This window comes from Acinetobacter sp. ANC 4636 (assembly GCF_054454555.1).
Genome location: NZ_JBTKVD010000002.1, coordinates 40,256 through 54,322, shown reverse-complemented (window position 1 = coordinate 54,322; position 14,067 = coordinate 40,256). Strand labels below are relative to the sequence as shown.

General features: G+C 41.4%; 18 protein-coding genes. 10 read left to right on the top strand and 8 right to left on the bottom strand.

From position 1 onward, the window contains the following. Positions 1-41: 41 nt before the first annotated feature. From ACX1N5_RS02420 to ACX1N5_RS02410, 3 genes are all read left to right on the top strand, one after another. Positions 42-281 (top strand): RNA recognition motif domain-containing protein, encoded by a 240-nt coding sequence (locus ACX1N5_RS02420; protein WP_004754281.1) that lies wholly within the window; start codon positions 42-44, stop codon positions 279-281. A gap of 130 nt (positions 282-411) precedes the next feature. Continuing rightward, positions 412-915 carry a DUF6586 family protein gene (locus ACX1N5_RS02415; protein WP_458799760.1) on the top strand — a complete coding sequence of 168 codons (504 nt, stop codon included), beginning with the start codon at positions 412-414 and terminating at the stop codon, positions 913-915. A gap of 75 nt (positions 916-990) precedes the next feature. Next, positions 991-1,269, top strand: coding sequence for a hypothetical protein (locus tag ACX1N5_RS02410; RefSeq protein WP_004899321.1), 279 nt, complete (start codon positions 991-993; stop codon positions 1,267-1,269). 73 nt (positions 1,270-1,342) lie between these two features. On the opposite strand, the gene ACX1N5_RS02405 is transcribed toward ACX1N5_RS02410, so the two are convergent. From ACX1N5_RS02405 to ACX1N5_RS02390, 4 genes are all read right to left on the bottom strand, one after another. Further along, positions 1,343-3,052, bottom strand: a complete 1,710-nt coding sequence (locus ACX1N5_RS02405) for a cation:proton antiporter (RefSeq protein WP_458799763.1) — start codon at positions 3,050-3,052, stop codon at positions 1,343-1,345. A 235-nt stretch (positions 3,053-3,287) separates the two neighbouring features. Then, a complete protein-coding gene (gene rpmG / locus ACX1N5_RS02400) occupies positions 3,288-3,443 on the bottom strand; it encodes a 50S ribosomal protein L33 (RefSeq protein ID WP_001205031.1) in 156 nt (51 codons plus the stop codon). A 12-nt stretch (positions 3,444-3,455) separates the two neighbouring features. Next, positions 3,456-3,692, bottom strand: a complete 237-nt coding sequence (gene rpmB, locus ACX1N5_RS02395) for a 50S ribosomal protein L28 (protein ID WP_004754274.1) — start codon at positions 3,690-3,692, stop codon at positions 3,456-3,458. A 167-nt stretch (positions 3,693-3,859) separates the two neighbouring features. Beyond that, a complete protein-coding gene (locus tag ACX1N5_RS02390) occupies positions 3,860-5,296 on the bottom strand; it encodes a coniferyl aldehyde dehydrogenase (RefSeq protein ID WP_458799774.1) in 1,437 nt (478 codons plus the stop codon). 120 nt (positions 5,297-5,416) lie between these two features. Here ACX1N5_RS02390 and ACX1N5_RS02385 point away from each other — a divergent pair, with 120 nt between their 5' ends. Together ACX1N5_RS02385 and purU are read left to right on the top strand one after the other, a co-directional pair. Next, positions 5,417-6,109 (top strand): TetR/AcrR family transcriptional regulator, encoded by a 693-nt coding sequence (locus tag ACX1N5_RS02385; protein ID WP_131379431.1) that lies wholly within the window; start codon positions 5,417-5,419, stop codon positions 6,107-6,109. Between the two features lie 78 nt (positions 6,110-6,187). Next, positions 6,188-7,054 carry a formyltetrahydrofolate deformylase gene (gene purU / locus ACX1N5_RS02380; protein ID WP_034426076.1) on the top strand — a complete coding sequence of 289 codons (867 nt, stop codon included), beginning with the start codon at positions 6,188-6,190 and terminating at the stop codon, positions 7,052-7,054. Between the two features lie 52 nt (positions 7,055-7,106). On the opposite strand, the gene yihA is transcribed toward purU, so the two are convergent. The 4 genes from yihA to ACX1N5_RS02360 all read right to left on the bottom strand — a co-directional run bounded on the left by yihA (position 7,107) and on the right by ACX1N5_RS02360 (position 10,714). Further along, positions 7,107-7,928 carry a ribosome biogenesis GTP-binding protein YihA/YsxC gene (gene yihA / locus ACX1N5_RS02375; RefSeq protein WP_458799777.1) on the bottom strand — a complete coding sequence of 274 codons (822 nt, stop codon included), beginning with the start codon at positions 7,926-7,928 and terminating at the stop codon, positions 7,107-7,109. A 77-nt stretch (positions 7,929-8,005) separates the two neighbouring features. Beyond that, a complete protein-coding gene (locus tag ACX1N5_RS02370) occupies positions 8,006-8,449 on the bottom strand; it encodes an RrF2 family transcriptional regulator (RefSeq protein WP_131388540.1) in 444 nt (147 codons plus the stop codon). A gap of 93 nt (positions 8,450-8,542) precedes the next feature. Further along, positions 8,543-9,307 carry a globin domain-containing protein gene (locus ACX1N5_RS02365; protein ID WP_458799779.1) on the bottom strand — a complete coding sequence of 255 codons (765 nt, stop codon included), beginning with the start codon at positions 9,305-9,307 and terminating at the stop codon, positions 8,543-8,545. 222 nt (positions 9,308-9,529) lie between these two features. Next, entirely contained in the window at positions 9,530-10,714 is a 1,185-nt protein-coding gene (locus ACX1N5_RS02360; RefSeq protein ID WP_458799781.1) for a PLP-dependent transferase, read from the bottom strand. 160 nt (positions 10,715-10,874) lie between these two features. Between ACX1N5_RS02360 and ACX1N5_RS02355 the strand changes: the two genes are divergently transcribed. The 5 genes from ACX1N5_RS02355 (at position 10,875) to rplW (ending at position 14,058) form a co-directional block, all read left to right on the top strand. Further along, entirely contained in the window at positions 10,875-11,606 is a 732-nt protein-coding gene (locus ACX1N5_RS02355; RefSeq protein ID WP_458799783.1) for a type 1 glutamine amidotransferase, read from the top strand. A 510-nt stretch (positions 11,607-12,116) separates the two neighbouring features. Next, a complete protein-coding gene (gene rpsJ, locus ACX1N5_RS02350; RefSeq protein WP_000070912.1) occupies positions 12,117-12,428 on the top strand; it encodes a 30S ribosomal protein S10 in 312 nt (103 codons plus the stop codon). A 60-nt stretch (positions 12,429-12,488) separates the two neighbouring features. After that, positions 12,489-13,127, top strand: coding sequence for a 50S ribosomal protein L3 (gene rplC, locus ACX1N5_RS02345; RefSeq protein ID WP_004754255.1), 639 nt, complete (start codon positions 12,489-12,491; stop codon positions 13,125-13,127). An 11-nt stretch (positions 13,128-13,138) separates the two neighbouring features. Further along, the gene (rplD, locus tag ACX1N5_RS02340; RefSeq protein ID WP_004754254.1) at positions 13,139-13,741 is read left to right on the top strand and encodes a 50S ribosomal protein L4; all 603 of its coding nucleotides are present in this window, start codon (positions 13,139-13,141) and stop codon (positions 13,739-13,741) included. Then, positions 13,738-14,058, top strand: coding sequence for a 50S ribosomal protein L23 (gene rplW / locus ACX1N5_RS02335; RefSeq protein WP_004754252.1), 321 nt, complete (start codon positions 13,738-13,740; stop codon positions 14,056-14,058). The genes rplD and rplW overlap by 4 nt, the downstream gene beginning before the upstream one ends. The last annotated feature ends 9 nt before the right edge of the window (positions 14,059-14,067 follow it).

Below are 14,067 nucleotides of genomic sequence, written 5' to 3'. Positions count from 1 at the left end.
ACTCAGGCAATCATTTAAATTCACAATCAAAAGGTTTATACATGAAAATTTTAGTTCGTAACTTAGAGCGCTCGATTACTGAAGCTGAGCTGTCGGAATTATTTCAGGCTTATGGTCAGATCGATTCTTGTGTAATTGTAATGGATCAGGCTACAGGAAAATCCAAAGGTTTTGGCTTTGTGGAAATGCCACATGCCCGAGATGCCATCAAAGCCATTAAAGGTTTAAATACCTTGAAACTTAAAGGTGTTGGTATTCGTGTGAAAGCTGCGGAAGAATAAGCCAGTGTTGAAAAAGGAAGGTATTTAAACCTTCTTTTTTTATATAAAAACATGAAAAAACTATATTCAAAGTACAGTACTGGCGCTAATCTATGAATAGGTTATCTTAGATTATTGAAAGGGAATCATTATGTCTCGTGTTGCTCGCTACCATGCCGATCGTACCAATCAAAAATTATATTTTGCGCGTTTAGCATGTTTGCAAGCAGAACAAACTGATCATGTTCAACAAGTTCAGGCATATCGTGAAGCTGCGGTGTTTCATTTACATGGTGCGATTCTGGCATTTTTACAGGAACTGGTTCGTTATTACCGTTTGAATGATATGCAGCCAACCTTAAAGTCGATCGAAGATCACATGGCGGAAAAAGGACAGGTATCACCTGAAGTGACTGTCATGCAACAATTAGCCCGAGATGGTTTTATTGCAGAGCTAAAACACGCTTACCGTATGTGCCAGTACGCGCCTGAACCGACTGCTCCAGCACCTGAGCAAGAAACATCATCCAATTTAATTATCAAAGTCACTCAAGGTCCTCAGTCATGGTTGCCAGACATTGAAATTTTGCGTGAATGGCATCGGGAGTTAAGCCGCCTGATCGATGGTTTTCGTAATGAAATGGTCGAATTTTAACACCTTGAATTTTGCATTTTTGCACCGATATAAGTTAGTGTAAATCTTTGCATTTCTGGTGCGTATGGAGGTCGTATGTCTATACAGCAATTGAAAGAGTTATTTGGTAATCAAGACGCGGTTCTTGAGCTTGTACAGCTAGAAAATGGTGAGTTGGCACTACGTAATGCGGGCTCCGAAAATGCACCTCTAGTTACGATTCAGTTTAATGATGAAGTTCGTGCATTGCTTGGTGAGAACACGGCTATGGTTGCACAGCACATGATTCAGGCAGCACTTTTGGGGCTGATTGAAAAACAGGCTAACCAATGGCAGGCTGAAGTCATGGATGAACCCCCGAAAATCTTCAGTTAATTTCAAATCCATATAAAAAAACGTACAGTCAACACTGTACGTTTTTTTATATCACGGTATTGAGTTTTAATATCTAATGCTGATGCGCCAGTTCAATCTGATGCAAAATATGCTTGCTCATATTGATTGCCATTTCTTCCTTGGCATAAAACACCTCGCCAATCGCATCCGCCCGAATCACTTCAGCTTCTTCTTTATTTTCAGCGCAAACCAAAACTTGAATTTGAGGATTAAGCTGCTTGGCAATATCGACAATACGATGAATGTCGAGAATATCCATAGGCGATATAATTAGCATACGTGCATGCATGATATGGGCTTGGATCAGAACGCTAGGCTCAGTCGCAGCACCACTTACCGCGGCAATTTCTTTTCCTCGCAGTTTTTCTACAATTTCACGATTTTCTTCGGCAATGACCACTTTAATATTTTGTTCCATCAATGTTTTGGTAACACGCCGCCCAACTTCACCATAACCCACAATTACGACTTGATCACGCAAATAAGATTGATCCATCTCATCGGGTAACATTGCAAGAGGGTCACTGCTGCGTTCGAGTAATCGAGCCAGATGCGAACGTGCTCGGATCCAGCGTTGTGCTGGCTCGATTGCTGAAAATACAAATGAATTTAAGGTAATCGAGAATAAGGCACCTGCCAAAATCAGGTTTTGCGCTGAGGTGGTTAATAACCCTAAGGAAATACCGAGCGTTGCGAGAATAAATGAAAATTCGCCAATTTGTGCCAGACTTGCTCCAACAGTGAGTGCAGTATTGATCGGGTAGCGGAAAAACAACACAAGCCCCATTGCTGCGAGGGTTTTACCCAACATGATAATCGCAACAACAGCCAAAATATGTAAGGGTTGCTCGACGATAATATGCGGGTCAAACAGCATGCCAACCGACACAAAAAATAAAATAGAAAAAACTTCACGCAGAGGGAGTGTTTCTTCTTCGGCACGGTGACTAAAATCAGACTCCTTGACCACCATTCCTGCAAAGAATGCACCCAAAGCCATGGATACCCCAAAAATGGCGTAAGAACCGTAGGCAATTGACACGGCACAGGCAACCACAGTCAGGGTAAATAACTCACGAGAGCCTAAGCGGACAACAAACTGCATGATCATCGGCACAAGGCGCTTACCAATAATCAGCATGAAGGCAATAAAGCCAGCAACTTTGAGTAATGTTAGCCCCAGTGTTAGCCAAATGCTGGTTGATGCTGCATGACCATGATCTAACGCTTTACCTCCCAGCAAAACGGCGGTTGCGGGCAAAATCACCAGAACCAAGACCATGACCAAATCTTCGACCAAGAGCCAGCCTACAGCGATTTTACCATTCACAGATTCGAGTAATCCCTGATCACTGAGTGCTTTAAGCAGGACAACGGTACTTGCGCATGACAAACTCAGACCAAATACCAACGCTGAACCCAAAGACCATCCCCAAAACATGGCAACAGCCAGACCGAGTAAAGTGGCAACAGCAATTTGCAGGATGGCGCCAGGTAAGGCAATGCGTCTGACTTGGAGTAAGTCCTTGAGCGAGAAATGCATACCTACGCCAAACATCAAAAACATGACGCCTAGTTCAGCCAGTTGGTTGGCAAGACCTAAATCAGCTTCAATGCCTGGAGTATTGGGGCTAATTAAAATCCCTGCGATTAAATAGCCGATGAGTGGGGGGAGTCGTAGTCGTGCAGAGATATAGCCACACAATAACGCTAGACCAAAACCCACAGCGAGTAAAACAATCAGGTCAACATTATGCGGCACAACTGGCTCCTCAAAAGTGTGAGAAAAATATAAAAATTAAAGATGAGGTTTGTTTCGTCCGTCTATTTGCTTGCTCTTGTACACCATTGAAACAGATTTCAATGTTACTCAGAGAGAAAAAATAAAGAAGGTGTAAATTATTGTGAAAAAACCTATTTTATAGATATTAACCATAACCTTAAAAAAAAGGCAAAAAAAACGACTCCAGTAGGAGTCGTTTTTTCGAAAACTAAAATTATTTGATTTTAGCTTCTTTGAAAATAACGTGTTGACGGATTTTTGGATCAAATTTTTTGATTTCCATTTTTTCCGGCATAGTACGTTTGTTCTTCGTAGTCGTATAGAAATAACCTGTACCTGCTGAAGAAACTAGGCGAATTTTGTCACGCATTACGATGACTCCTTAGATCTTTTGACCTTGAGCACGAAGATCAGCTACAACCTTTTCAATGCCCAATTTGTCGATGATACGCATACCCTTAGTAGACAAACGAATACGTACAAAACGTTTTTCGCTTTCTAACCAAAAACGGTGGTGGTGCAGGTTCGGCTCGAACCGGCGCTTGGTTTTGTTGTTTGCGTGTGAGACGTTGTTACCAACGACTGGACGCTTGCCGGTAACTTGGCAAACCTTAGACATGGTGGAACTCCATTGATGATTTAGCCAACAGCAAGCCTGTGGCCAGTCATAAAACAAACAGATTGAATTTATTCAAGGGGCGTTTTATACCAAAAATGCGATTAAAAGACAAGCAATTTTGTTGAAAACACCACATGACTTGAAACGATAGCTCATGCCTTGATCATTTAGCGCAGCAAAGCTTTGGAAATCAATTTGTAAATCGGTTTATTAAACGGCGGTAGTACAAATTTTAAACTATAGAGTTTAGGATTTGACATCATCGAGCGTTCATGTGACAAATTGAAAAAGCCTTCTGGTCCATGATATTTTCCCATGCCTGATGCACCGATGCCGCCGAAAGGCAAATCATCTTGTGCAACATGGCTGAGAACCATGTTTTGACCAAAGTGTCCTGAGTGGGTTCGTTCAGCGACATAATCGGCACGAGCCTGATCAAAGTCGAAGTAGTATAACGCAAGTGGGCGCGGTCTGCGATTAATAAAGTCGATGACTTGCTCAATATCTTCATATTCCATAATTGGAAGAATAGGCCCAAAGATCTCATGTTGCATGAGCTGCATCTCGGTGGTGGCGCCTGCAACCAACGTCGGTGCAATTTTACGCTGAGTGCTGAGTAATTCATTTTTTGGATTAATTTCAATCACTTTTGCACCTGAAAGCTGGGCATCTTCCAAATAGCGGTGCAAGCGTAAATATTGTTTGTCGTTAATAATCGCGGTGTAGTCTTGATTGTTGGCAATATCGGGGTACATGTGTTGTACTGCAATCTTGAAATGCTCTACAAATTCGGCAGTTTTACCTTTAGGCAAGAAAATATAATCAGGTGCAACACAGGTTTGTCCTGCATTCCACAATTTTCCTGCAGCTACCCGTAACGCTACATCTTTCATGTTCATGGAATGATGCACTAAAACAGGCGACTTACCCCCTAATTCCAAAATCACAGGGACTAGGTTTTTTGCAGCTGCCTGCATGACTGTTTTACCGACATTGGTTGAGCCAGTAAAAATTATTTTGTCAAAAGGCAAATGGCTAAATGCATCGGAAATCGCACCGCCGCCATTAACAACAGCGACCAATTCACAAGGAAAAGCCTCTGACAAGGCTTTATCGAGCATTTTGCCAAAATGTGCAGATGCACTCGAAATTTTGATCATGGCATGATTGCCTGCAGCAAGCGCACAGATCAATGGACCAATTGACAATAGTAATGGGTAATTCCACGGTGCAATAATTCCGACAACCCCAAGTGGTTGATATTGCACCCAGCCTTTTGCAGGTTGGTGTAACCAGCTAATGTGGCGTTTTTCAGGTTTCATCCATGCGGTCAGATGTTTACGGTAATAGCGAATCTGTTCAAGACAGGTAAGAATTTCACCGATACGCGTTTCGCCAAATGCACGATTGCCAAAATCCTGATTGATCGCTTCAGCAAATTGATCTTGATATTTCACCAAAATTGCTTTGAGTCGGTTTAAACGTTCGATACGATCTTTTGCCGATGGCATTGGATAAAGCTGATAGGCTTGTTTTTGCTGTTGTAGAATTTGAATCAATTGTTGCTCAATAAGCTCAGGAGAGTTTGAGGTCATGGTTTGCATGTGAGATGCCTCCTTTGCATATTGTTGATGAAAGATATTTTTAGAGTAAAAACTCTAATCAGTCAAGCGTAGAATTGTGCTAGGCTGTAACGGTTTTTGGGTAAAATTTGGTTGTAGTGAATGTCGCAAACAAAAACAGTAAAAACGAAACAGCGTATCTTAAATTTGAGTCTGCAATTGTTTAATGAGCGTGGTGAGCGTGCCGTGACCACCAATCATATTGCTTCGGCTCTCGAGATGAGCCCTGGTAATTTGTATTATCATTTTCGTAATAAACAGGAAATTATAAAAGCACTGACGGATCAGTATCAGCGTGAAACTTTAGAGATGTTGGCACTTCCGCAAAACCGCCTAGTCAATGCGGATGATAAGATTCATTACTTTCAGGTGCTGAGCGAGCAACTCTGGCGTTATCGGTTTTTGCATCGGGATGTGTATCATCTGGCAGAAAATGATGACAATTTTAAGCAGCAGTATGCACAGTTTGCGCGTCAGGTGATGCATCAAGGGCAGTGTATTTATCAGGCATTTGTTGATGCTGGGCTGATGAAAATGACGACTGTAGAAATTGAGGCGCTCATTGTTAATATCTGGATTGTACTGACCAACTGGACCAATTTCCTGTTTATGACAGGGCATTTGGATGACCAGAACCAGCTTGAAGACAAATGGATCTGGCAGGCACTACGCCAGATGTTGTTTTTGGAAGGACCTTATTTGCTGGGCGAAAGCCGAGCAACTTATGAGGAATTGCTGACCAGTATTGAGTCATCGGATTGGTTTACTCAACTCAAGCTCAAGGCATCGCAATAAAAAGCTATATGTGAATATTCAAAAAAAGAGTATAATACTCGGCTATCTTTTTTGTATGAATAAGTGATATAGAGCAACATGAACATGACCACTGCCAATACTGCACGTTTGCTGATTACTTGCGAAGACAAGCCAGGAATCGTGCAAGCTGTATCGAGTTTTTTGTATCATCAAGGCGCGAACATTACCGCACTTGACCAATATGCTACAGAAGCTCAGGGCGGGCGTTACTTCATGCGTGTTGAGTTTGAGCTTGATCATTTACAAACCCGCCGAGAAACCTTGCTGCAAACGTTTGGTAGCAATGTGGCGCAGCGTTACGAAATGCAGTGGCGTTTGGCACTGGTCAGCGATGTGAAAAAAGTCGGTATTTTGGTTTCAAAAGTTGATCATGCACTGCTTGAGTTGTTATGGCGTCATGCACGTGGCTCATTGTCATGTGAAATTACCCAAGTCATTTCCAATCATGAAGATCTTCGTGAAGCTGTCGAAAATTTCGGTATTCCATTTACGGTAGTAAAAGTAAGCAAAGACAATAAAGCCGAAGCATATGCGCAAATTGACGAGTTGATGCAAGGGAATGACTTGCTAGTTCTTGCACGTTATATGCAGATCTTAAATGAAGATTTTGTCAAAAAATGGCCGATGAAAATTATCAATATTCACCATTCATTCCTGCCTGCTTTTGTGGGAGCAAATCCTTACAAACAAGCATATGAAAAAGGCGTGAAACTGATCGGTGCAACAGCACACTACGTGACTGCTGAACTGGATCAAGGGCCGATTATTGAGCAGGGTGTTGAGCGTGTTGGTCACCAGTATAATGTTGAGCAACTGCGTGAACTGGGCGAAGATGTAGAGCGTAATGTACTGGCCCGTGCAGTGAAATGGCATTTGGAAGATCGTGTGATTGTCGATGGCAATAAAACAGTGGTATTCCAATAACGCAGAATTTTGCTCAATAAAAAAAGGCATGTCATGAACATGCCTTTTTTATTTATGGTGCTACTGATTCAGCATCATCTTCGCTATCGTCGTCAGCGTCATCTATATCTGCATCTGATGCTTCAGGAATACTATTAATATCAATGACCTGATTATTATCATCTAAAATATAGTGCAGGCGTCCCGCCATAACTGATGCTAGTTCTTCAAGACCTTGTTTGTTGAGTGAAGAAAACAGTTGGATGGAAAACTGTAGCTTCATTTTCTTGAGGGCTTGCTTGACTTCAATCAGTGCTTTACTGGCTGGGCCTCGGTTGAGCTTGTCGGCTTTGGTCAATAAGATATGCACAAACAGTTTACGTGAATGTGCCCACTCTAGCATCATCAAGTCAAAATGTTGTAATGGGTGGCGAATATCCATCAACAGCACCAAGCCTTGCAGACTTTCACGGTGAATCAAATAATTTTCTAGCTCTTTTTGCCAAACGCGCTTCATTTCTTCAGGAACTGCAGCATAACCGTAACCCGGTAAGTCTACGAGGCGCTGATTGGGATTACCTAAGCTAAAAAAGTTGATCATTTGGGTGCGTCCTGGTCTTTTGGACGCACGAGCCAGTTGCTTTTGATTGGTTAAGGCATTAATTGCACTGGATTTTCCAGCGTTAGACCGACCTGCAAATGCAATTTCATAACCTGTATCTTCGACACAAAGTGCGAGTTTAGGTGCACTCATTAAGAATTCGGCTTGTCGTAACCAGTTGAGAGACTGCACCGCATAACCTGTAATGGCAGGATCAGGCTGTTTTTCATAGCTAATCTTTTGTTTGGGTGCGAGTCTCGCTTTGGTGTCTTTAGATTTTGCATAACGATGCATAGATAGATTTCACGCGAGATAAAAAATGTCCTGCATAGTATAAAGCAAGCTGCACTGTGGTGCGAATTTTCAATTTTTTATAAGTTCAGCAATGAAATAGGTGAGTGCTCTGCCACACTATTGGGGGTTGATGTGTCGAGAACTTGCCCAAGTGTGTAGGCGTTGAGGCTTAAATAAAATTGATCTACTGCCTGATCGAGAATGCCTTTAAGACCACATTTGGAACGCAGTACACAAGGTGGATTGTTGCATTCCACAATATTGACTTCACCTTGCAGAATTTTAACTAAATCGCCAAGGTGAATACTGAGAGCATCTGGATTTAGACGAATACCGCCACCTTTACCACGAGTGGTGATGATCCAGTGTTGTTTTGCCATAAAATGCACAATTTTAACCAGATGATTGGCTGGTACATACAGACAGTCTGCAAGCTCGGCAATGGTATAGGGAGCTTGACGTGTTTGCGCAATCGTAATCAGAATGCGTAATGCATAATCGGTAAACTTATTTAATTGCATAGGTGGAAATTGATAATATTTATGTGCAGATATTAATACTAAAGCAAGAAAAACGAAACTTTTGTTAATGACTGCACATAAATCACGACACAATTAGTCAGCTAAAGGTGCAGATACCTGAACCTGATCGCCGATTTGATAGTTTGCCAACAAGATATTAGCAACATCATATTCGCTATGATTTGCTTCAGGAAGTACTTCAATATGATATTCGGTATTGTCTTGTTGTGCTGAAAATTTGAATTGTTGAGGTTGTTCAATCCCCTGAGCAGGTACTTTGACTTTGACCGAAATATAAGCGCCTTCTTTGCCTGTAGCAACAGCATGACTATCAGTTGGTTTCAAGGTGAAGCGTTTCCCTGATTCAAGTGCATCAATCGCGGTGATTTCAAAACTACGCCAGCCAGCCCAGCCACCTGTTTGTGTAGCGAGTTGCTCATATTTTTGTTTTTCAGCATTAATTAAAATATCGGCAAGTTGTAAATATGCCTGTTTCCATGCTTCGATCAACTCAGATTCAAACGGAACATTTAGCACTTCGCTAATGGAGTGCAGCAGATTTTCACCAACAATCGAGTATTGATCGGCTTGAATGTTGAGGCTGACATGCTTGTTGGTAATATGGTCTACAGCTTTAGCAAGAATACTTGGGTTTTCAATGTGTTCTGCATAGGCCAAAACTGCTGCGGCAAGAGCGCGAGGCTGACGACCAGTGCTTTGGTGATCAAGGTTAAAGACATTTTTTAATTCAGGATGGTTGCCCAACATACGTTTATAAAAATATGAGGTCAGTGCAACCCCATTTTCACGAAGTACAGGAACAGTAGATTTTACAAGTTCGATATGCTCTGGAGTCATGTTGAGGCCTTTATAATGGTTTTTACTATTAAAGATACTTTTAAAATATATTTTTAAAAATTAAAAAACAATAGCTATTGAAGAAAAATACAGAATTTATTTATGGATTTTTTTTAACCAATTCATGATTATTGTCATAAAAGCTTTATAATAATGAAAAATAAATAAATTTTATGAGTTTCTGCTTGGTTTTTGTCTTACTGACCAAGCAGAATACATAATTTATAGAGCTTGCAAAGCCTGTTTAATATCTCTGATCAAGTCTTCGCTAGATTCTAGTCCGATACAAAAACGAACCAAGAAACCCTGTGCAAGATGTGCTGACTTTAAGCTGCGCATTTCGGTTAAGTCGTATAGCATCGCGAGGCTAACGGGGCCACCCCAGCTAAATCCGAGCTTAAACAGTTGTAAGGCATCACAGAAGCGTTGTATGGATTCAAGCGTGTAATTTCCTTGAAAGATTACACTGACTAAACCTGCACTTTTCTGACTCGGGCAAACTTGCTGCCAATATTGATGTCCAGGTGATAAAGCGTCACTTGGATGAAGGACTTGCTGAAACTGGGGTTGTTGCTTTAACCAATGTAGAATTTCTTGGGCGCTATGCGATTGCTGTTCATAACGCAGTTGCATATGTGCAAGGCTACGCTGAATTTGCGCGCAGTCATCACCAGAAACCGCAATGCCTTGGGTTGCATGCATATGTAATAATTTTAAGTGTAGCTTATGTTCTTGTGTTACTACGCTGCCCATTAAAATATCCCCACCACCGCTTGGGTATTTGGTGAGAGCATGTACAGTGATATCGACAGCCAAATGCTCATCGGAAAAATCAAAAGCATTAAACGCCAGTCCTGCACCCCAAGTATTATCAAGCACAGTCACAATTTGATGCTGTTTGGCTTTTTTAACCAGATTAATTAAGTCTGGAAACTCTAAAGTGACGGAACCTGCTGCTTCTAACCAGACCAGTTTGGCTTTTGCCGAGGGTTGAAAACTGTGATGGTCAAGTGGATCATATACTTGGACGATAACACCAAAACTTTGTTGTAAATAACGCAAATGCGCCATGCCTGGGCCATAAATATTATCAGGAACCCAAACCTCATCGCCCGATTGCAATAATGCAGAATTCACCAAATTAATCGCAGATAAACCGCTTGGTGCTAACAAACAATAATTGCCATTTTCTAGTTGTGCAATTTTATCTGCAAGCGTGTAGGTGGTAGGTGTGCCATGCGTCCCGTAACTATAATCGTAACGATCATTCCAGTGTCGATCAAAGAGCTTGGTGGTGTTTTCAAAAATAATGGTTGATGCGCGATAAAGGGGAGGCTGAATGGTTTCAATATATTGTGGCGCTAATCTTGGTGCGTGGATCAGCTCGGTTTGTGGAGATTTTTTCAAAGTTCATACTCTGCAAAGCAAAAGGCTGATATTAATTTAAGCGATTCACGTATAAAAAATAATAGAAATAAAAAAAATTCAAAAAACCTGATTTTTTCTAAAAGTTGGCGTCATTTTTGCTAATTAAAGCTTAATCATTGCAATTATAGGATAATAATGCATGAAATCAGGTTTAAAAGTTCATTACTTTCAACATATTGCAGGAGAGGGGTTTGGAAGCTGCTATGATTTTTTAAAAGCCCATCAAGCTAGAATCACTGCGACCGAATTTTTTGCCTTACCTGGCGATACCTTGCTGGAAATTGAAGCGCTGCCTCAAATTGAAGATGTGGATTTGCTGATCATTATGGGCGGTGAAATGAGTGTCAATGATGAGGTGAATTACCCGTGGCTAAGGCTAGAAAAGCGCTGGATTCGGCGTTATTTGGCAACAGGTAAGCCTGCCATAGGTTTGTGTTTGGGAGGGCAGCTGATTGCGAATGCTTTGGGGGCGACGGTGAATCGCCATGTGCACAAAGAATTAGGTTGGACAACCGTTTATCGTATTGATAATGTGCCCAAGCATTGTTTTGAATTACCTAAAGAATTTAAGGTTTTACAATGGCACAGTGAAACTTTTGATCTTCCAAAAGGTGCGATTCATTTAGCGGAAAATTCCGCTTGCCGTAATCAGATGTATCAGATTAGCCATAATATTTTGGGATTTCAATTTCATCCTGAGATGACACCAGAAGTTTTACAAAAATTCCTAGATGATGATGACAAAATTGCCATCTTTGATGGTGAGCAAATTCAGCATATTGACCATTTAAAAAAATCTCCATTGCACTATTTTTTACAGGGGAATGACCTACTCAATCGGGCCATTGAATTTGTATTAAAAACGGCTTAGTGCAACTCAGAATAATTAGCTTAAATATGAAAAAGTAAACCTACGTACATACACATAATGATTGACCAGATTGGCAGGTACTGATTGTTATCATCAGGGATGAGTTAATCTGTAAAAAAACTCATAATTTTAAAAAAATGAACCTGTGTTTTGATACTTGGAATTGTTAATAGCAGGTTGATCCGTAATGCCGATGTTATTGGTGGAGGCTTAATTTAGTTACTCATCAAACATTTCCATGACTGCGCCATTTTAGCTTGCTCTACAACTGGTTTATGAAGTGTCGTCAGACCTGAAAAATATATGTAAAAGACATTTGCGTAATGATTGAACAGTGGTTATAATGAGCGACCTCTCAAAAAGAGAGTGGTTATTGAAAAATATAACCAAATCGTAACAGTCGTGGCATCGATCATGACCTTAGTGATTTTCACTGCCCTTGACACTTGCCCTTATAAGTGAGATGCGTCATGGGTGATTCTTTATATATTTGGCTTGGAGTTAACTGGTATGTCTAACCAGAGAATTCGTATCCGTCTTAAGTCTTTTGATCACCGTTTAATTGATCAATCAGCTCAAGAAATCGTGGAAACTGCAAAACGTACTGGCGCACAAGTGTGTGGTCCAATCCCGATGCCAACTCGCATCGAACGTTTTAACGTTTTAACATCACCACACGTTAACAAAGATGCGCGTGACCAATACGAGATCCGTACTTATAAACGTTTGATCGATATCGTTCAACCTACAGATAAAACTGTTGATGCGTTGATGAAATTGGATCTTGCAGCTGGTGTTGATGTTCAGATCGCATTGGGTTAAGACTTTCGGTTAATTAACACTCTCAAGTTAATTAGGCCGCTTTTTTAGAGGTTTATGCACATGGCTATTGGTTTAGTCGGTCGCAAGTGCGGTATGACCCGTATCTTTACAGATGCTGGTGTTTCTGTGCCTGTAACAGTGATTGAGGTTGATCCAAACCGCATCACTCAAATCAAAACGCTTGAAACTGATGGTTATCAAGCGATTCAAATCACTACTGGTGAACGTCGCGAATCTCGCGTAACTAATGCTCAGAAAGGTCATTTTGCGAAAGCTGGTGTTGCTGCTGGTCGTTTGGTTAAAGAATTCCGCGTTGCAGAAGCTGAGCTTGAAGGTCGTGAAGTTGGTAGTACTATCGGCGTTGACTTGTTTACAGTTGGTCAAATTGTTGACGTAACTGGCCAGTCTAAAGGTAAAGGCTTCCAAGGTGGTGTTAAGCGTTGGAACTTCCGTACGCAAGACGCAACTCATGGTAACTCTGTATCTCACCGTGTTTTAGGTTCTACAGGTCAAAACCAGACTCCTGGTCGCGTGTTCAAAGGCAAAAAAATGGCTGGTCACTTAGGTGATGAACGCGTAACAGTACAAGGTCTTGAAGTTGTATCTATCGACACAGAACGTTCAGTTCTTGTTGTTAAAGGTGCGATTCCTGGTGCTACTGGCGGCGACGTTATCGTTCGTCCTACGATCAAGGCCTGAGGGGAAATAACGTGAATTTAAAAACTGTTTCCGGCTCTGCTGTTGAATTGTCTGAAGTTGCTTTCGGACGTGAATTTAACGAAGCTCTTGTACACCAAGTTGTAACTGCTTATTTGGCAGGTGGTCGTCAAGGTTCTCGTGCACAAAAATCACGTGCAGACGTTTCTGGTGGTGGTAAAAAACCATTCCGCCAAAAAGGTACTGGCCGTGCTCGTGCAGGTTCTATTCGTAGCCCAATCTGGGTTGGCGGTGGTAAAACATTTGCTGCTCGTCCACAAGACTGGTCTCAAAAAGTTAACCGTAAAATGTACCGCGGTGCAATGCAATGTATCTTAGCTGAACTTGTTCGCCAAGATCGTCTTGTATTAGTTGAAGAGATTGCTGTTGCAGCTCCAAAAACTAAAGAATTGCTTGCAAAGCTTAACGACTTGAACGCTCCTCGTGCATTGATCGTTACAGAAGCTGTAGAAGAGAATTTATATCTTGCAGCACGTAACCTTCCACACGTTGATGTGGTTGATGCAGCTGCAATCGATCCAGTTAGCTTGATCGCGTTCGATAAAGTTGTTATGTCTGTGGCTGCTGCTAAGAAAATTGAGGTAGAACTCGGATGAACAACGAACGTATCTATCAAGTCCTAAAAGGACCAGTATTCTCAGAAAAAGCACAAGTTTTAGGTGAAACTGCTGGTGTTCAAGTATTTAAAGTTGCACTTGATGCAAACAAACTTGAAATCAAAAAAGCAGTTGAACAACTATTTGGTGTTCAAGTTGTGAAAGTAAATACAACGATCACTAAAGGTAAGACTAAGCGCTTTGGTAAAACATTAGGACGTCGTTCTGATGTTAAAAAAGCATACGTCACCCTGAAAGCTGGCCAAGATGTTGAAATGGCTGACTTGGGCGATACCGCTGAAAGCGCAGCGGAATAAGGACGAAAA